This window comes from Pseudoalteromonas sp. APAL1 (assembly GCF_021532475.1).
In the GTDB taxonomy this organism is placed as follows: Bacteria; Pseudomonadota; Gammaproteobacteria; order Enterobacterales; family Alteromonadaceae; genus Pseudoalteromonas; species Pseudoalteromonas lipolytica_C.
This window is the reverse complement of record NZ_JAKGAW010000054.1, coordinates 1-18757: the sequence shown is the minus strand read 5'-3', so window position 1 is coordinate 18757 and position 18757 is coordinate 1. Positions and strand designations below refer to the sequence as shown.

Below are 18757 nucleotides of genomic sequence, written 5' to 3'. Positions count from 1 at the left end.
GGCAATATTAAAATTTAATTCCTAGCAGTATACCGTAAATGATGGCCGACAATACAGTATTCAAGTGCGCTGTTTGAGTTTCTTTTTACAAACTCTATGCTTTTGCCTTGCTATAAAATACAATGGCATCAATGAGACAAGGATTTATCGAATAAATTAAGTGGCCATAATACGATGATTATTAGTTTAACAATTATTGCTAGTTTGTTTTATGTGTTAGCGACATCGCATGTGCTTTCACGCCTTTTTCACAAACAAGGTCCAAGCCAGAAACTCACCGTGATTTTGAGCACCGTTGCTATTCTTGCTCATATGCTACTGCTGGTGAATTCTGTTTTTCGCGCTGATGGCCAAGACCTAAGCATTGTAAACGTTGCCTTATTGACCTGCTGGGTTATTGTGGTGTCGGTTACGGCCGTGTCACTTAAATTTCCTGCGACCCTTTTGTTACCTGTAGTCTACGGTTTTGCAGCCATACTAACGCTCGCCAGCTTATTTATTCCACATCACGTTATTTTACAATCAATAAATGTTGAGCTCGGCTTGGTAACACATATTTCGTTATCTCTATTAGCTTACTGTGTACTAATCATCGCCACTTTATATGCTGTGCAGTTTTATTTTATCGACAAGCGTTTAAAACGCAAAGACTTGGCGATTGTACATAGCCATCTTCCCCCATTAATGGTGGTTGAGCGTCAGCTGTACCAATTACTGACGTTAGGTACTATCTTACTTACCTTTGCACTGCTTTCTGGGTTTATCTTCTTAGAGGGGATGTTTGCAAGTGAGTTTATCCATAAAACAGTGTTATCGTTAGTAGCCTGGTTGATTTTTACTGTGGTCACTGTTGGACATTTGCGTAAAGGCTGGCGTGGTAAGCCTGTTGTGTTTTCGATCATGATAGCCGCATTTGTCTTGTCACTTGCTTATTTTGGCAGCCGTTTCATTCAAGAAGTGATTCTAAATAAGTTTTAACTTGACTCAGCAAGCTGTCTCTAGCTTAATATGCACTGATTTATAAAAAAAGGATCCATCGTTGGACGACATATCGACTAGTACCCTGTTTATTGTATTGGGATTATTGATACTTATTTCTGCTTATTTTTCTGGTTCTGAAACTGGGATTATGTCAATTAACCGCATTCGCCTGCGTCATCTTGCTAAAGAAGATCACCGTGCAGCGAAGCGCGTCAGCAAACTGTTAAGTCGCCCTGACAGACTTATTGGTCTGATCTTGATTGGTAACAACTTAGTTAATATTGCCGCAGCACAGGTTGCAACAATCATTGGTATTCGCCTGTATGGTGATCTTGGTATCGCAATAGCTACCGGCGCGCTAACGCTGGTTGTTTTAATCTTTGCCGAAGTAACACCAAAGACACTTGCCGCGCTTTATCCAGAGAAAGTCGCTTTTCCAAGCTCAATCGTGCTCAAAGGGCTGTTAAAAATACTTTTCCCATTTGTGGTTATCGTTAACTGGATGACCAACGGCATGTTGCGTTTGTTTGGTATTACCACAGCACAAATTGAAGAACATAGCCTAAGTAAAGAAGAATTAAAAACCGTGGTGAACGAATCAGGTGCTCTTTTACCTGCCCGCCACCAAAGCATGCTAACTTCAATTTTAGATTTAGAACAAGTTACGGTTGAAGATATCATGATCCCACGCAACGAAATCGTTGCGATTGATATTAATGACGATTGGAAACTTATCAGCCGCCAGCTTACTCATGCACAGCACACACGCGTACTGTTATATCGTGACCAAATTGATGATGCTGTTGGCTTTATTCACTCACGTGATGCACTGCGCCTATTAACTAAAGAACAATTTGATAAACCGTCATTATTACGTGCAGTTCGTGAAATTTACTTCATTCCTGAAGGCACATCACTAAACACGCAACTACTTAAGTTCCAGCAATCGAAAGAACGTATTGGTTTAGTGGTTGATGAATATGGCGATATTCAAGGCTTAGTAACACTTGAAGATATCTTAGAAGAAGTAGTGGGTGATTTCACAACAACGCAAACGCGTACACCAAGTGAGGAAGTAACCGAGCAAGATGATGGCTCAGTACTTGTAGATGGCGGTGCTAATATTCGCGATTTAAATAAAGAAATGGGTTGGGAGCTACCAATTGATGGCCCGAAGACCCTAAGTGGTTTAATAGTTGAATATTTAGAAGATATCCCAGACTCAAACCTCAGTTTGCGTATTGCTGGCTATCCAATCGAAGTTCTCGAAGTTAAAGAAAACATGGTTAAACTTGTTAAAGTACTGCCAAGTAAGCGTACTACTTAATCATCATTAATTTTCAACAAAAAGGAGTGGTCATCCACTCCTTTTTTGTATCTAAATTCTTATTTCCTTTCTGAAGTTTCATATTTACAACGTACGCTCCCGCAAACCGCTAGTGTTTCGGCTACTATTAGTAGCTATTTAACTGCCGCATTTAATAAGGAGCAATCATGGACGAAATATCGATCGAAAACATTTATAATCAAGCAATTGAGCTACTGCTACTCTATGGACCTAAATTCATTCTCGCTATTGTTGTTTTAATAGTTGGGTGGTGGCTTATCGGTCGTATCTCAAATATGGCCGAAAAATCAATGACCAAGGTTAAGTTTGAAGTGGGACTTACACACTTTTTGGTGTCATTTATTTCGGTCATTTTAAAAGTACTTCTGCTAATTTCAGTTGCGTCAATGATAGGAATTGAAACGACTTCATTTATTGCAATGCTTGGTGCAGCCGGTTTGGCCGTTGGTATGGCCTTACAAGGCAGTCTTGCTAACTTTGCAGGTGGTGTACTTATCCTGTTCTTTAAGCCCTTTAAAGTGGGTGATGTTATTGAAGCCCAAGGCTATATGGGCACAGTAGTTGAAATTCAAATTTTTGTTACCGTTTTACTTACCTATGATAATGAAAAAATTATTATTCCTAATGGCACTCTTTCAAATGGTTGCGTTAAGAATAAGTTCTCAGAGCCATTACACCGGGTTGCGATTGAATTTGGTATCAGCTACGGCGATGACGTACATAAAGCCCGTGATGTGTTAATGAAGGTATTAAATGACTACGATCTAGTTTTAAAAAATATCGAAGAGAAAAAGCCGGTTGTACATGTCAGTCAACATGGTGAGAGCCATATTGGTATGCTCGTTTGGGCTTGGGTTGAAACAGATAATTATTGGCCGGTCTATTTTGGTTTATACGAACGTGTGAAAATAGCATTTGATGCTGAAGATATTACCATTCCGTTCCCACAACGCGATGTGCATATACACCAGTTCCCTGGTAAATAACCATTAAAAAGCCCGCATATTAATGCGGGCTTTTTAATATGAAAACCTTAACTAAATAAGCGTTCAAACCAGTTTTTATCTAGATCAGCTTCGCACTTTTTAAGTTGTGCGCCATACCGGCTAGCTCGGTGTTTTACTTTATTGGCAACACTCATCAACCACTTTTTACTTTTATAAGTACCGCGTTTATAGCCGCCCCACCCTTCATGGTAATTCAAGTACTGCGCGTAGGCGTCCCATTTTGATATTCCGTTTACTTTATGAGTTTTATAAACAAACCAAGCCATAAAGTCTATCGCATCATCAAAATCGTCTCTGTCTGCCCCACTATTACCAGTTTCGCGAATGTAATCTGACCAAGTTGGCGTTTTTGCTTGCGAGTATCCATACGCTGAACTGGCTCGGCCAATAGGAATGACCCATAAGAAATATTCCATAGGTGGCGCTGCATCATGGCGAAATGAGCTTTCTTGATACATCATACTCATGAGTACGTGTTTAGGTGAGCCCCACTTTTCTTGCGCATCACGCGCATCGTAGTACCAGTCAGGCTTTTCCTCAAAAATCTTACAAATATCATGAGGTTGCTCTGGAGGAGCCGTTGCGCAACCCGCCATTAAAGCGGCCAGCGATAAAATAATTAAACTTTTTTTCATTTTTTTATGTATCTCGCTGAACTTTTTCTCATCAGGTCAGTCTGAACTTATGAATGCAGCAGTATAGCATTGTTTCATCCCTGAAGAATCTTTGACGCAGCCTCCCTAGGCTGCGTTTTTTTATGTACTCACCTTATTAAGCTTTAGCAAAATAATCATCTAAAAACGCAGTAAAAGATAGCTTGTCTGCTGCTTTTACTTCTCGCTCTTTAAGCACTGAATCAGATGCCTGTTTAGTCAAAAATGCATGATCATAAAATTGATAATCAGCCTCGACATGGTTTTGCTTATATTTTTGCGCAAGTGTTAAGGCAAAAAGACCATTATCTTGATTTTCTTTTGCAAGTGCACTGACATATCGACCAGAGAAAGTTTTATTAGGGTTTTTGACCCAACTTGCAAGCTCTGCGATTGTTTCGCTGTAATAGCTCACACCATATGCGTTATCCATATAGTTAGCCACAGCAGCTAGATTAGTAAATATAGATTCAGCCCAGTCAACAAGCAGAACCTTTTCACCTTGCTTATTCAACGTAAGCTCAGGGTCTCGGCCTTCATTTACAACCGCATCAAGATTAGCTGTACTTAACTTTTGTTCCTGCCAATCCATTTCTGGAGACTCAGACAATAAACAATAGGTCAAAAATACGTCTAAAAAGCTAATTTGCTGTAAATCAATACCGGTTTCACTGAATGGGTTAACATCTAGCGCGCGTACTTCTATATACTCGATCCCACCTCGTAATAAGGCATCAGTAGGTGTTTCTCCTGAGGCAGCATTACGTTTAGGACGTATCGGTGAGTAAAATTCATTTTCAATTTGTAGAATATTTTTGTTCAGTTGTTTTGGCTGCTCACTACGGTAGTCATCAAGGTGACCATATAGGTCTGATGGCGTATGAATCGCTTCTTTTAAACCTGCTACATATTCTTCTAATGAATTGTACATAACTCGTAAAGACGATTGTGCGCTATTAGTATAACCAAGGTTGCCTAATCGCAGTGCCGTACCGACTTCTAAATAAAGTGTGCCTTTACCTAGTTTCTTAAACGGTAAGTCTGTTTGACGACCCTGCAAGAAAGAATTACACAACGCAGGCGAAGCGCCAAATAAGAAACTAATTAACCATAACTCGCGCTTAAAGTTGCGAATGAGCCCTAAGTAACCATTCGAAATTGAATCTGCAAGTGTGCCTTGGCTGCCGTTTAAACTATACAGGCTTTGCCATAAGCTTTCAGGAAAGGAAATATTGAAATGAACACCCGCAATCGCTTGCATCATACTACCATAGCGATTTTTCAACCCTTCTCGGTAAAGAGTTTTCATACGGCCGATATTTGAATCACCAAACTGAGCTAGTACGATATCATCTTGGTGCTCAATAAAGCATGGCATACTAATCGGCCACAGTAGTTCGTCACCCATTTGAGATAAGGTGAACTTTTGTAAGTCTTTAAGTTGAGCTAGGGTTTCCTCGGCTGAGGTGCTCACTGGAGTAATAAATTCTAATAACGATTCTGAAAAGTCAGTGGTGACATGATCATTGGTTAAAGCGCTACCAACGCCTTGTGGATGACCTTGCCCTGAGATAACACCATTTGGTTTGATCCTTAATGCTTCTCGCTCGATACCACGTTTAATCCCATTAATAGCGTTAGGAAATTGTGCCGTTAACGCTTCTAGCGTTTTATTTAAATCATGTTTTATCAAAAATGCTTCCTCGAGCCGCGTGGCTGTAATCCTAAGGGTATGGGGGCAAAAAATAATTACTCAAGTGCGAAAAATAACATTCAATTACCACCTCACCACTTGAAGCACAATCTTGCCATTGTGAATAGCATTATACAATTGCTTTAGTGGCACTTAATTAATGCTAAATCTATTCATCTGTATAATTTTTATCACTAACTTGTGAACATTAGACCTTTTGCCTAATATGAAAAGGTGAGGCTAAACACAATAATTCTCGCAAGATATTGTTTTAGATCAAGGGAAAGGTGAAATTTTTAAAACTTTAACAGTTATCAATATGTTCCCCCTTCCCTTACATTTTTCTGAGACTATAATCCGCACACCATAAAAAAGTACATTTCAAGGACTCATATGCGTCGTGGGCAAGAAATAATCAATCAAGAAGTGACATACTCCGAACATCAAGAGCTTGTCTCTACAACAGATTTACGCGGCATCATCACATACGTAAATAAGGAATTTTGTACCATTGCTGGTTATACCGAAGAGGAGTTACTCGGGAAAAACCACAATATAGTACGCCACCCAGATATGCCAAAAGCGGCATTTAAAGAGATGTGGGAAAAACTAAAGCAAGGCCATTCATGGCGTGGCATGGTAAAAAACCTCTGTAAAGATGGTCGCTACTATTGGGTTGATGCGTTTGTTACACCTATATACGAACACGGTCAGCTCGTTGGCTATCAGTCAGTGCGAACAAAACCATCTGAACAGTTAAAAACTCGTGCAATGGCGCTTTACACTAAAATTAATAACGGCAAGTCTGTCGCGTCATTTCGTGAAAATATTTCGCTAAGACAAACCTTATCTTCGGTATTATTAGTTGCTGGCATTGTTGCTTTGGCGCTTACTACGTCATGGATTGTTGCCTTAGCTGCAGCTGCCCTCATTGCAGCACTTTTTGTACTCAATTATGACGAACTCATTGTAACGCCTAGCCATTTAAAACAGCAGCGTGCTGAGTTTGACTCGGTATCTCGCTATGTGTATTCGGGCTCCCACCCATTTAGTATTGCGACTTATAATCAGCAAATGTTATTTGCTAAGCTACGAACCGTACTTGGCCGTATTAAAGACTCTACTTACTCATTTAAAGATATTGCCACCAACCTAGATAAGCAATCATCGCTAACAGAGCAAGGAATTGCAGCACAGGGTCATCGTTTAAGTGATATTGCTGCTGCGATGAGTCAGATGAGTACAACTATTGGTGAAATATCTGCAAACACTCACCACACTGCTGAGAAAGTCAATACAACGTACCAAAGCTGTAATGATATAAAACTTCATATTGAAGAAAATAGCTCTATGGTGTCTGATCTGGCTAACCAAGTTGAGCAAGCAGCGAGCACCGCTAACTCTCTTGCCAGCGAAGCAGACAAGATTGGCCAAGTAATGAGTGAGATTGAAGGTATTGCTGAACAAACAAATTTATTAGCGCTCAACGCAGCAATTGAAGCAGCTCGCGCTGGTGAACATGGTCGTGGTTTTGCGGTTGTAGCTGATGAGGTACGTGCGCTTTCATCACGCACTCAAAATGCTACATCACAAATTCACAGCTCAATAAAAGAAATTCAAGATACCTTGTTTAGCTGGTCGAAAGTAATGCAGTCAACTAAAACGCAAGCTGATAGTTGTGTTAATACAACGGCCCATACTAAAACTGAGTTAGCGAGTATTTTTGCGCAAATAAATGAGATTTCAGGTCTTGCTGCAGAAATTTCGACAGCAGCTGAAGAGCAACAAGTTGTGAGCGCTGATATTCGCGAAAATGTCGACAGCATCAAAGAACATAGTGAGGAAAACTTAAAACTTAGCTACAACGTCGCTAAAGACGCTGCAGGGCTGGTTGAAGGTTCACGCAAAGTAAATGATATGCTGTTAACGTTTAAAGTTTAAACTTAGTTAATACAAAAAAGCCGCATTGTATGAATGCGGCTTTTTGCTTTTAAAGCATATTAACGACTTGAGAAAACAAGGCCATTTTCATCGGCGTCAATATGAATAATGGCACCAGGTTGATAATCGCCCCCTAACAAGCGCTGTGCTAATGGGTTTTCAATGGTATGTTGAATTGCACGTTTTAGCGGTCTTGCACCATAAACAGGATCAAAGCCACTTTCAGCGATACGATCTAATGCTGCATCCGTTACTTCAAGAATATAGCCTTTTTCTGTTAAGCGCTCGCGTAGCTTGCTTAATTGAATATCGGCGATTTCTTTAATATGCTCATTAGCAAGCGGGTGGAATACCACAGTTTCGTCGATTCGGTTAATAAACTCAGGACGGAACTGACTCACCAATACGCCCATTACTTTTTCTTTTAACGTCGCATAATCATTTGAACCGGCTTGCTCTTGAATAATATCTGAGCCTAAGTTAGAGGTCATAATGATCACCGTATTTTTAAAATCAACGGTACGACCCTGACCATCCGTTAAGCGACCATCATCAAGGACTTGCAGCAAAATGTTAAATACATCTGGGTGCGCTTTTTCGACCTCATCCAATAAAATAACTGAATAAGGACGACGACGGACAGCTTCTGTTAAATAGCCACCCTCTTCGTAGCCGACATAACCTGGAGGCGCACCCACTAAACGTGCCACTGAGTGTTTCTCCATAAACTCAGACATATCAATGCGCACCATGGCATCTTCGGTGTCAAACATGAAGCTAGCAAGAGCTTTAGTCAGCTCTGTTTTACCCACCCCTGTTGGACCTAAGAATAAGAATGAACCGATTGGGCGATTTGGATCAGCAAGTCCTGCGCGAGAGCGACGAATTGCATTAGCAACAGCAACAACAGCCTCATCTTGACCAATCACTTTGTGGTGTAATTGATCTTCCATTTGCAGTAGCTTTTCGCGCTCACCTTGCAACATTTTTGATACTGGAATACCTGTCCAACGCGATAAAATTTCCGCAATTTCATCCTCACCGACCTGATTTTTAAGCAAACTCATTTCTTGCATTTCGGCTTGTGAAGCAAGGTCTAGTTTGCGTTCAAGCTCAGGGATACGACCATATTGCAGCTCAGACATGCGTTGTAAGTCGCTGGCACGACGTGCCACTTCTAAATCAAGACGCGCCTGTTCAAGCTCAGCTTTGATTACTTGCGTGCCTTGCAATGAAGCCTTCTCAGCATTCCACACTTCGTCTAATTCACGGTATTGAGCTTCAAGTTCAGTGATCAACTCTTGCATTTCGGTGCGGCGTTTTTGGCTCGCTTCATCTTTTTCTTTCGCCAACGCATTGTCTTCAAGCTTTAACTGAATAATACGTCGCTCAAGTTTGTCTAAAGACTCTGGTTTTGAGTCAATTTGCAAACGAATTGAAGAACCCGCTTCATCAATTAAATCAATCGCCTTATCTGGTAATTGGCGATCGCTGATGTAACGATGCGACAGCTGCGCCGCAGCAACGATAGCGGGATCGGTAATATCAACTGAATGATGCAGTTCATATCGCTCTTTTAAACCACGTAAAATTGCGATGGTGTCTTCAACCGACGGTTCATCAACAAATACTTTTTGGAAGCGGCGTTCAAGTGCAGCATCTTTTTCGATGTATTGACGATACTCATCAAGTGTTGTGGCACCCACGCAATGTAACTCACCACGGGCAAGTGCAGGCTTTAACATATTACCCGCATCCATAGCGCCGTCCGTTTTTCCTGCACCTACCATAGTATGGATTTCATCGATAAACAGGATGACTTGGCCTTCTTCTTTGGCAAGTTCATTCAAAACTGATTTTAAACGCTCTTCAAATTCACCACGGTATTTAGCACCGGCAACCAACGCACCTAAATCGAGCGATAATACTCGCTTGTTTTTTAAGCCCTCAGGTACTTCACCGTTGATAATTCGCTGCGCAAGACCTTCAGCAATCGCCGTTTTACCTACACCCGGCTCACCAATTAACACCGGATTATTTTTAGTACGGCGTTGTAATACTTGAATAGTGCGACGAATTTCGTCATCACGGCCAATAACAGGGTCAAGCTTGCCTTGCTCTGCTCGCTCAGTTAAATCGATGGTGAACTTTTTTAATGCCTGACGGGTTTCTTCAGCATTGGGATCATCAACTTTTTGGCCACCACGAATAGCTTCGATTGCGGCTTCAATTTTGCTAGAAGTAATATTCAGTGCTTTGAAAATATCCCCAAGTGGACCTTTATCGTCACACGCAGCAAGGACAAATAACTCACTCGAAATGAATTTATCTTTGCGCTTTTGGGCATATTTATCACACAAGTTGATTAACGAAATCAGGTTATTTGACAGCTGAACATCACCGCCAATACCTTCAACTTTAAACAGCTTCTCAATTTCTTGTGATAACTTGGTGTTTAACTCATCTGCACTGACGCCTGCTTGTGCAAGTAGCGCGCGCACACTTGAACCATTTTGCTGTAGCAATGAATACATTAAATGCACAGGCTCAATAAATTGATGGTCGCGCCCAAGTGCTAATGACTGCGCATCTGAAAGCGCAGATTGAAATTTACTTGTAAATCTATCTAAACGCATAAGGGTTTACCTATTAAAAAATCTAATTGCTTAATTAATGGGTATGCTTAGTGATTTGTTCAAGTAAAGAAGAAAATTTAATCGCAAAAAAGGCGTATTAATTGCGCCAGATCAAGCTAGCCATGCGGCCAGTTTGCCCGTCGCGGCGATAAGAGAAAAACTGTGATTTATCAGTGACGGTACAATGCTCACCACCGTAAACGTTTATTACACCTAATTGTGTTAATTGTTGACGTGCGAGCAGGTAAATATCCGCTAAATACTTATTGCCCTTAACTTTAAATGCGCTTTGATGCTCAGGATTCAATTCACAAAAGCATTCTTTTACTTCTGGGCCCACTTCAAATTGTGATGGGCCAATAGCAGGGCCAAGCCAAACAATTATCTCGCTTGGTTTTGCTTTAAAATGTGCCACTGTATTAGCTAAAATGCCCTGAGCTAAGCCTCGCCATCCGCCGTGTGCTGCAGCAACTTCATTACCCGAAGCCGAGCAAAATAGTACGGGTAAGCAATCTGCGGTCATTATCGCAAGCGGTTGTTTTACTAAACGAGTATAAAGTGCGTCAGCAGAGCGCAACTCACTTAGCTCAGACCTTTCATCAATCACCACCACTTCGCTGCTATGTGTTTGGTTCAACCACACAGCAGGGTTTGGCAGCTGATTTGTAAGTAACGCGCGATTTGCAAGCACGGCTTGCTCATCATCACCAACATGTAAACCCATATTAAAACTATCAAAGGGTGCAACGGATACACCGCCCTGTCGGGTGGTACTCAGTGCGCTAACAGTTTTTGGGGCTGTCCATGCTGGTGTGATCATAACGCTTAAAACTCGATATTTGGGTTTGCTTTAGTATCAGCACGAAGAGCTTCTGTCATCGCTGCCATATCATCTGGAATTGGCGCTTGCCATGTCATTAACTCACCCGTTATAGGATGCGCGATAGAAAGCTTAACTGCATGTAATGCTTGGCGTTTAAAGTCGCGTAGCATTTGGAACAGTTCAGGTGTTGCGCCCTTAGGCGGACGCGGGCGACCACCATAAAGTTGATCGCCAACTAATGGGTGATTTAAATAAGCCATGTGCACACGAATTTGGTGAGTTCGACCTGTTTCTAAGCGTAAACGTAAGCGCGTGTGAGCACGGAATTTTTCTGCAACACGGTAATGCGTTATCGCTGGTTTGCCCATTTCATGAACAGCCATATGAGTACGCTTTGTTGCATGACGGCCAATTGGTTTTTCAACCATACCACCTGCAGTCATAGTGCCATTACAAATTGCTTCGTATTCACGGGTGAAGTTTTCGCGCTTTTGCAATGCCGTCACTAAATGTGTTTGCGCGGGAATAGTTTTAGCAACCACCATTAAACCTGTGGTGTCTTTATCTAGACGATGAACAATACCGGCACGTGGCACATTGATAATGTCAGGGTAATGATGAAGTAAAGCATTTAAAACAGTACCATCAGGGTTACCTGCACCAGGGTGAACAACTAGCCCCATCGGTTTATTGATAACTAATATATCATCGTCTTCATAAACGATGTTTAATTTGATATTTTGTGCCTCATATTCTCGAGGAGCCTCAATGGTTGTTTCTACACTGACCATTTCGCCACCGAGTAATTTTTCGCGAGGCGTGTTCAATATTTCGCCGTTTACCGTGATTTTGTCATCCAAAATCCATGTTTTTATCCGTGAACGCGAATAATCAGGGAACAATTGCGCCAATACTTGGTCTAGACGTTTACCGCCAAGGTCTATTGGAACCTCGGCTTGGAGAGAAATTTGCTCTGACATTAGTAACTTTACCCAATTTACCAGTGCAAGCTGTGCTCGACTGGGTTAGAATCGCTTTATTAAGCATTGTATAATACGTATAGTTTACTCGGTTTTCCTCTGTTGGCCTAGCCGAAGACATCGAAGGTAATAAATAAAATGATAAATAAAATAGGGAAACGTGCGTTCGCCATTGTTTTTTCAGTTACAGTACTTGGTTTAGGGGCTTGCTCGTCAGCACCAGATCAAGAAGATATCCAACGCGTTCCTAATAAATCTGCGCAAGCTTTATATGAAGATGCGAAACAAACATTAGATTCAGGCTTATACGCTCGAGCAATTGAGTTGTTGAGTGCTATTGACTCTCGCTATCCTTTTGGTCCGCTATCAAAGCAAGTACAAATGGACCTAGTGTATGCTCACTATCAAGCAGGTAATACTGAACAAGCACTTGCAACTATTGACCGCTTTATTCGCTTGAACCCAAACCACAAAGATTTAGATTACATGTACTACATGCGTGGCTTAGTGAACATTAAAGCAGACCAAAATGCTTTCCAAGAATATTTTGGCGTAGACCGTGCGGATAGAGATGCAAATCGTACCCGTGTTGCTTTCACTGACTTATCAACATTATTAAAACGCTATCCTAATAGCGCTTATGCGCCAGAAGCAAAAAAACGTTTAGTGTGGCTTCTCAACAAAATGGCGCGCTACGAGTTAAAAGTGGCTGAATATTACTATGAACGCGAAGCATATCTTGCTGCCGCTAACCGTGGCAAATATGTAGTTGAGCATTACTCACAAAGCAGCTACTTAGATCAAGCTTTAGAAATCATGGAAAAAAGTTACGACAAACTCGGCTTACCTGAGCTAAGCGCGCATGCTAAAGCAACGCGTGAAGCGAATAAACGTTAATTCATCACATTTACATTAAAAAAGGCGCCATAGGCGCCTTTTTTAATGTTTGCGATCGAATATACCCAAACCACCTCAAGGTGCGAGTTTCAGTTGGAATTAAAAGCGATTTAGGCAAGGCATTGATTGCAAGTAATAGTGGTTCTATTGTTAAAATCAATAACGCAGTATAAATCGCTTTTAAACCAACCCTTTGGGCGCTCACAGGCACTTACTCTCATCGTTGTTACTTCTTAAAAGGGACTACCATTCTTGCAAAGTAACGCCTTGATATTAAGCACCTGTGAATCGCTGAATTCTGCATCTTGAGGTGGCTTGGGTATACTAATTAAATCGCATCTTCATCTTCTTCGGCGGTACGAATACGTACTACACGTTCAACATCAGTGACAAAGATTTTACCATCGCCAATTTTACCTGTTTGCGATGTTTTAACGATCACTTCAATCGCTCTATCAACATCTTCATCGCTAAGTACAATATCAAGTTTAACTTTCGGTAAAAAATCAACCATGTACTCAGCACCGCGGTAAAGCTCAGTGTGCCCCTTTTGACGGCCAAAGCCCTTAACTTCGCTAACCGTCATTCCTGTGATACCCACATCTGACAACGCTTCACGAACATCATCAAGCTTAAAGGGTTTTATAATTGCTTCTATTTTTTTCATAGTAACCAGTTAGTTTAAAACATATTTGCCTCGATTTTAGACAATCCATGTCAGCATAGCAAACAAACTGAACAAATAGGTGCACTATAAACAAAGCGTGATATTATTATTAAACTACTTGTAAGTGAGGTACAAGCAATGAAAAACAACAGGAAACATAAAGGCTTCACGCTTTTAGAATTAATGATTACCCTTACGATTGTCGGCATTGTTGCCACAATTGCGTTATGGGACAGCTCAGATAACTTAGAAAATAATAGAGCAGAAAATTACTTACTCGACTTGCAGCGGGTTATAAGCTTTGCTCGTGCTAAAGCTGTTAGTACAGATACCCAAGTAACAATATGCAAAGGCTGGTACAGCCGTATAAAAAGCGACCAAGTAAGTATCTGCCACCCACTGTCACAAAATCACGCCCAGGAACAAGTTATCTTTATGTTTAGTAACGATAAAGAAAGGTATCCTCGTAATGTAATTCAATGGTTCGAACCTTATTATGGTGACGAGGTCTATAGGGTGCTCCCCCCCCCGCGTACTAATGATGTAATTATATTCACCGGAGATCCACAAATTATTTTCGATACTAGCGGCAGTATACTTACTCAAGCTGGTACCTTTATATATTGCCCTAACCCTGATAATAATGACAATAATAAAGCTCTTCAAGTAAACAAGTCAGGTAGCGCCTTTTACCTTGGTGATACAAACCTTAAATGTAATTAAATAAACACTTGACAGGATTTTAGGTACACTTATATTTAAATAAAACATATCATAGGGAGTCTTCAAGGATGAAGGCACATCTCTTTTATCGTCGAGAACTTGGCGCAACACTCATTGAAGTTTTAATAGTGGTATCGATTGTTTCGATACTTTTAAACCTAGCATTGTTCGAGTTAAAACCTTTCCTTGCGAAAAACCGTTTAGATAATCAAGTACAACTTATCAAACGCGCAGTCGCTATTAGCCGCTTAAATGCACAAGCAAACAATGCGTATGTTACGTTTTGCCCATTGCACAATAATTCATGTAACTATGAATTCTGGCATAAAGAACTTACCGTCTTTGTCGATAATGGTGAAATTGGTGTGTTTGATAATAATGACACTAAAATAGTACAGTTTGAAGCAATCAATAAGCTTGATATGCTTACTTATAATACACATAATGCATTGACCTTTTTGCCAAACGGAAGACCAATGGGGCTCAATAATGGAACTTTTATTTATTGTCCCGAATACAAAGAAGCAAGCCTAAGTGGGCTTGCTATATCGGTAAATATTGTTGGCAGGGTGAAAGTAAAAGATACGAACAAATGCCAGCAATAAGCTAATTAGCGACCCCAGCAAACATCAGGAGACGCTGCAGAGCCTCCATGACGCTGAATACCACGGTCGTCTATTATTAATCTTGTACATTCAGTATCTTTGGCAGGTGGGCCTGCAATTGCAATAGCTGATGCATAGAAAACTGCGCGGCCGACAGTGTTATTAACTTCCAGCCTTAAACGGTAATAACCATTTTCCGTGGTATCGTTTAAGCCAAGTTGATCAAATGTGGTAGCGTATTGACGATTATCCGCAAAGTATTGCTCCTGTTTATTTGCTATATCTAATAAAGCTGCAATAGCCTCAGTCCTCGCAGCACGCTTAACGTGCTCGAAATAACTCGGTATAGCAATGCTTGCTATAATTCCTAAAATAGCAACCGTAATCATTAGTTCAATTAAGGTAAAACCTGACTGCTTATTTTTATTTCTTGATCTTATATATTTTATACCCATCAAATATTTCTCAAAGACTCGCTATACATTTGATTATAATAGGTTCAGTTTTTTATGATTGCAATTAACTTTATTTTTATACCTTTCTAAAAGGTATAAAAATGTAACAACAAAACCATAATCAAACTTTAGAACTACACCGAATAATTAAATTAATTAATTTTTACTAGTAAGTTAGATCGAGTTTTTCTTGTTTATAAATATACATCTGTTGGGTTTTAAAACCAAAACCAATTGGCACTTTATCACTAACAAGTTTTATTTTACCGTTTTCAATTGTTAACCCAGGGCCTAAGATTTCTTGTACTTTGAATGGGTTTTGAGCGCCCTTAACTCCAGGTCCAATCGATAAAAACTGGCTTTGTTCTCTCACTTTTTCGCTAGTATTGTCATCACAAAAACCATCGCTATTTCCATCGACACAACTATCACCAACGCCAAAATAAAGTTGAGGCGTGTCTGGAACATCGTTCGAAGTTGTGAATTTTAAACTGTCATAGACTTTGGTGCCATAATGTAAATGAAAAGCATAAAGACCGCCAGAACCACCAGTCAATGAACATTGGTTTGCAGTGGCTGTCGCAGGAGAAAAGCTAGTAAAATAAGCTACACCACCAATAACCGTACTTGCAGCTAGTGACTTTTCTCCCGAGGCCGGCAAGTTATAGTACCAACCTTTAAACTCTCCGAGCGTTACTTCTAGTTCTGTGAATTTTTCGACATCGTCAATAGCTTTGCCAAAAGGATCCGAATCTACATTCATTAAGTCTGCTTGAGTGATCACGTCAGGTACATCAGCACCTTTAAATGATTTTGTCACGGTATTAATATCACGGATCATAAAAAGTTGATCGTTGGCTGTCGAAGAAAGAGGCTTAGCGCGGTTTCCGCTACCAATTAATACTGCGTCAAATGGCGTATCAATTCGCGTTTTAATCGTTTTCCCTTCAAAAGTGGTTTCTGATACTTTGCTGAACATTGTACGAGCAATCATTGGTTTATAGAAAAAACGACGATCTTGAGTAGACAAAGCACCACCTAGGCTCGCTAATTTAAAATGCGTCCATGGTTTTTGTGAATCATTAGGGTTATTTGAGGGCATATCAACACGCCATATATCTCCACCTGTATCCGCTGCATACAATCTATCTACATAGCCATCATAATCTGAATCAAGAATGCTAATATCAGAAGCAATGCTGTGCTTTCCTAAAAAGCCATTTTCAGTTGGAGTCAGGGCCCAAATTTTCTTACCTGTTTGCGCATCAACAATGAATATACCCCGCCCTTTACTATCATTGGAGCGCGAAACATTATCTTTATTTGTGTCATATCCGCCCCCAAAAACTAATACAGGGCGGTCCTCATAACCTGCTAAATTAATGTAGGTTACGATTGGCTTTGACCAGGTTTGACCAAGCTCTAAAAAGTCACCAGTTCCCCCTTTGATAGGCTCATCCCACAATAATTTAGGAGAATTAGGATTTGTAATATCAAGGCCATAATAATAATTACCGCCTCGTCTTAAACCAAAGAATGCCCAAACACGATCACTATCATTAACAACACCGTCTCCATTTTTATCATCAAAGAAAACAGAGATAGGTCCGTCTACACCATAGACTTTTGTGTCTGCTTGATTATCACGTAGCGGCTTAATAATTTTATATAGACTTCTAGGTATAAATGCCCAACTTTCGCTTAATTCGTCATTTTTATCTTGGAACATATGCAAGTAGCCAGCATTAGTGCCAATTAAAATTCGGATATCATCATTACCGTAATCAATCGTTACAGGTTTTGAATGCAATGGATCACCGAATATGTCATTACGCGAATCACTGGTAGATCCATCTTTATCTTCATCATCTACATCTACACCACGCGACCAGAAAGCAAGATCATACAACTCTTGTCTGGTTGCGCCACTAACACCGAATGCTTCAGCTGCCTTTTCAACACTACCGTAGTAATCTATTGCATTCCAACCAGAAAAATGACGTAGTACATTCCCTTTTAGATTTGATAATATAACCCGCCTTCCCTGTGCATAAGGAACGCTATCTTGAAGTGCCAAATATGCATTCACCCCACCGAGTTCTACTGAGCTACCATCTGCTCCTTCGCCACTTGGTAACCAAAATGTTTTCGCATTTTTATCAATTAGGCCATCTTCATTTAAAGCAGGTTTTCCATCTTTATCAGTGATTTTGTCGCCAGACACTTTTAATTTTTTCAAATTTCCGCGCCAACGAGCCCCTGTTTTAGGATAAAACATCGCATAATAAATCGACTCTCTACTACGTGTTTGGTCAACATTGTTACTCGCAACAGAAGGAGAGGTAAAACTATCGTTCACTTCCCTAATTTGAGTTATCGTATTTTTTAGTGCATCAGAAAGCTGATCAGCAGTATTTGCGTGAAGGTATTTCCCCCCCCCTAACTTTGCTGTCTCAGACAGTAAACGCTTACCGTTTTCGCTCATACCACTTCCAAATCCGATAGTATAAACGCGGCCTGTCTCATGGATCTCACTAGTCGAAGGAAATAAGTCAACTTTAACATTTTCCGAGCCATGAATTATTTGCGCAAGCTTGTGGAGGTATACACCCGCGATACGATCTGAGTCGCCCAAATAGCGGCCAAAATACGATTGGTACAGATTACTGATAGTGCCATCTTGTTCATTATCTGAACCTGAGCTAGGATCGCCATCAGTCATGTAGATGACATTTACAGAATGGTCACAGCGTTTAACTTCTTCTGTATTATCAAAGGGAGAGATGTATGAATAGGTATAGTAACGATTCCACCATGGACCTGAAACCGTTTTGTTCTCAATTGAATTATCACGTAGCGCCTCAGCCACCTTTGCACCGTAGTAAAGGCTTTTCCCAGTGATATACAAATAAGCTTCCCAGAGTGTTTCGGTTAAGGGCGTCCCCCCATTAGCAGGTAATGTAGCAATCGTTTGCTTTAGAAAAGAGTTAGAAGAACCGATACCCGCAAGAACATATCCCCCATCAAGTCCATTAAAACGCATTAAGCCAAAATCTATATCGTCATTTCCATCAATTAAATTAGTTATAGCATCTTGAGCGATACCTAACCGGCTATCAGGGCAAAGAATATATCGCCCATACGAAAAACCACAGTTAAAACCTGAGCTTGTTGAGAATGCCATACTACCTGAGGTATCGAAAACTATCAGAACACGGGGTTTCTCATCGAGCTTTACATTATGATTAACGTACAGTTCAATGTCTTCAGCATGGGCCATTGAGCTGAAAATAACAGCACTACCAAGCAAGATTTTGCTGATTAATTTTCCTATATTCATTACAACCC

At 40.5% G+C, this 18757-nt stretch carries 15 protein-coding genes; 7 read left to right on the top strand and 8 right to left on the bottom strand.

The genetic code is table 11. From position 1 onward, the window contains the following. Positions 1–174 precede the first annotated feature (174 nt). The 3 genes from L1264_RS18715 (at position 175) to L1264_RS18705 (ending at position 3315) form a co-directional block, all read left to right on the top strand. On the top strand, positions 175–978 hold the full coding sequence (locus L1264_RS18715) for a cytochrome C assembly family protein (RefSeq protein ID WP_135925543.1): 804 nt from the start codon (positions 175–177) through the stop codon (positions 976–978). A 61-nt stretch (positions 979–1039) separates the two neighbouring features. Then, entirely contained in the window at positions 1040–2308 is a 1269-nt protein-coding gene (locus L1264_RS18710) for an HlyC/CorC family transporter (protein WP_135925545.1), read from the top strand. Between the two features lie 167 nt (positions 2309–2475). Next, a complete protein-coding gene (locus L1264_RS18705; protein ID WP_135925547.1) occupies positions 2476–3315 on the top strand; it encodes a mechanosensitive ion channel family protein in 840 nt (279 codons plus the stop codon). A gap of 47 nt (positions 3316–3362) precedes the next feature. On the opposite strand, the gene L1264_RS18700 is transcribed toward L1264_RS18705, so the two are convergent. Further along, entirely contained in the window at positions 3363–3971 is a 609-nt protein-coding gene (locus L1264_RS18700) for a transglycosylase SLT domain-containing protein (RefSeq protein ID WP_135925550.1), read from the bottom strand. Positions 3972–4107: 136 nt separating this feature from the next. Beyond that, complete coding sequence (gene gshA / locus L1264_RS18695) at positions 4108–5682, bottom strand: glutamate--cysteine ligase (RefSeq protein WP_199527392.1); 1575 nt, start codon at positions 5680–5682, stop codon at positions 4108–4110. 393 nt (positions 5683–6075) lie between these two features. Here gshA and L1264_RS18690 point away from each other — a divergent pair, with 393 nt between their 5' ends. Continuing rightward, positions 6076–7623 (top strand): methyl-accepting chemotaxis protein, encoded by a 1548-nt coding sequence (locus L1264_RS18690; protein ID WP_199527393.1) that lies wholly within the window; start codon positions 6076–6078, stop codon positions 7621–7623. A 59-nt stretch (positions 7624–7682) separates the two neighbouring features. Here the strand turns inward: L1264_RS18690 and clpB are convergent, their stop codons facing one another. The 3 genes from clpB to rluD form a co-directional block, all read right to left on the bottom strand. Next, positions 7683–10259 (bottom strand): ATP-dependent chaperone ClpB, encoded by a 2577-nt coding sequence (gene clpB / locus L1264_RS18685; RefSeq protein WP_138556840.1) that lies wholly within the window; start codon positions 10257–10259, stop codon positions 7683–7685. Positions 10260–10356: 97 nt separating this feature from the next. Further along, positions 10357–11079, bottom strand: coding sequence for a peptidoglycan editing factor PgeF (pgeF, locus tag L1264_RS18680; protein WP_138556839.1), 723 nt, complete (start codon positions 11077–11079; stop codon positions 10357–10359). A 5-nt stretch (positions 11080–11084) separates the two neighbouring features. Beyond that, complete coding sequence (rluD, locus tag L1264_RS18675; RefSeq protein WP_138556838.1) at positions 11085–12062, bottom strand: 23S rRNA pseudouridine(1911/1915/1917) synthase RluD; 978 nt, start codon at positions 12060–12062, stop codon at positions 11085–11087. A gap of 138 nt (positions 12063–12200) precedes the next feature. Between rluD and L1264_RS18670 the strand changes: the two genes are divergently transcribed. Beyond that, entirely contained in the window at positions 12201–12959 is a 759-nt protein-coding gene (locus L1264_RS18670; RefSeq protein ID WP_135925563.1) for an outer membrane protein assembly factor BamD, read from the top strand. A 328-nt stretch (positions 12960–13287) separates the two neighbouring features. On the opposite strand, the gene L1264_RS18665 is transcribed toward L1264_RS18670, so the two are convergent. Continuing rightward, the gene (locus L1264_RS18665) at positions 13288–13626 is read right to left on the bottom strand and encodes a P-II family nitrogen regulator (protein WP_135925568.1); all 339 of its coding nucleotides are present in this window, start codon (positions 13624–13626) and stop codon (positions 13288–13290) included. Positions 13627–13764: 138 nt separating this feature from the next. On the opposite strand from L1264_RS18665, the gene L1264_RS18660 reads away from it, so the two are divergent. Together L1264_RS18660 and L1264_RS18655 are read left to right on the top strand one after the other, a co-directional pair. After that, entirely contained in the window at positions 13765–14349 is a 585-nt protein-coding gene (locus L1264_RS18660; RefSeq protein WP_199526979.1) for a GspH/FimT family pseudopilin, read from the top strand. A gap of 68 nt (positions 14350–14417) precedes the next feature. Next, on the top strand, positions 14418–14954 hold the full coding sequence (locus L1264_RS18655; RefSeq protein ID WP_199526980.1) for a GspH/FimT family pseudopilin: 537 nt from the start codon (positions 14418–14420) through the stop codon (positions 14952–14954). Positions 14955–14959: 5 nt separating this feature from the next. On the opposite strand, the gene L1264_RS18650 is transcribed toward L1264_RS18655, so the two are convergent. Both L1264_RS18650 and L1264_RS18645 read right to left on the bottom strand, forming a co-directional pair. After that, complete coding sequence (locus tag L1264_RS18650) at positions 14960–15409, bottom strand: type IV pilin protein (RefSeq protein WP_199526981.1); 450 nt, start codon at positions 15407–15409, stop codon at positions 14960–14962. Positions 15410–15575: 166 nt separating this feature from the next. Then, entirely contained in the window at positions 15576–18749 is a 3174-nt protein-coding gene (locus tag L1264_RS18645; protein WP_199526982.1) for a pilus assembly protein, read from the bottom strand. Between the last annotated feature and the right edge of the window lie 8 nt (positions 18750–18757).

What these genes read in the sequence shown, in the direction of transcription:
- L1264_RS18715 (WP_135925543.1), top strand. Translation starts at nt 175, where the DNA reads ATGATTATTAGTTTAACAATTATTGCTAGTTTGTTTTATGTGTTAGCG.
- L1264_RS18705 (WP_135925547.1), top strand. Translation starts at nt 2,476, where the DNA reads ATGGACGAAATATCGATCGAAAACATTTATAATCAAGCAATTGAGCTA.
- L1264_RS18700 (WP_135925550.1), bottom strand. Translation starts at nt 3,971, where the DNA reads ATGAAAAAAAGTTTAATTATTTTATCGCTGGCCGCTTTAATGGCGGGT.
- L1264_RS18690 (WP_199527393.1), top strand. Translation starts at nt 6,076, where the DNA reads ATGCGTCGTGGGCAAGAAATAATCAATCAAGAAGTGACATACTCCGAA.
- clpB (WP_138556840.1), bottom strand. Translation starts at nt 10,259, where the DNA reads ATGCGTTTAGATAGATTTACAAGTAAATTTCAATCTGCGCTTTCAGAT.
- pgeF (WP_138556839.1), bottom strand. Translation starts at nt 11,079, where the DNA reads ATGATCACACCAGCATGGACAGCCCCAAAAACTGTTAGCGCACTGAGT.
- rluD (WP_138556838.1), bottom strand. Translation starts at nt 12,062, where the DNA reads ATGTCAGAGCAAATTTCTCTCCAAGCCGAGGTTCCAATAGACCTTGGC.
- L1264_RS18670 (WP_135925563.1), top strand. Translation starts at nt 12,201, where the DNA reads ATGATAAATAAAATAGGGAAACGTGCGTTCGCCATTGTTTTTTCAGTT.
- L1264_RS18665 (WP_135925568.1), bottom strand. Translation starts at nt 13,626, where the DNA reads ATGAAAAAAATAGAAGCAATTATAAAACCCTTTAAGCTTGATGATGTT.
- L1264_RS18660 (WP_199526979.1), top strand. Translation starts at nt 13,765, where the DNA reads ATGAAAAACAACAGGAAACATAAAGGCTTCACGCTTTTAGAATTAATG.
- L1264_RS18655 (WP_199526980.1), top strand. Translation starts at nt 14,418, where the DNA reads ATGAAGGCACATCTCTTTTATCGTCGAGAACTTGGCGCAACACTCATT.
- L1264_RS18650 (WP_199526981.1), bottom strand. Translation starts at nt 15,409, where the DNA reads ATGGGTATAAAATATATAAGATCAAGAAATAAAAATAAGCAGTCAGGT.
- L1264_RS18645 (WP_199526982.1), bottom strand. Translation starts at nt 18,749, where the DNA reads ATGAATATAGGAAAATTAATCAGCAAAATCTTGCTTGGTAGTGCTGTT.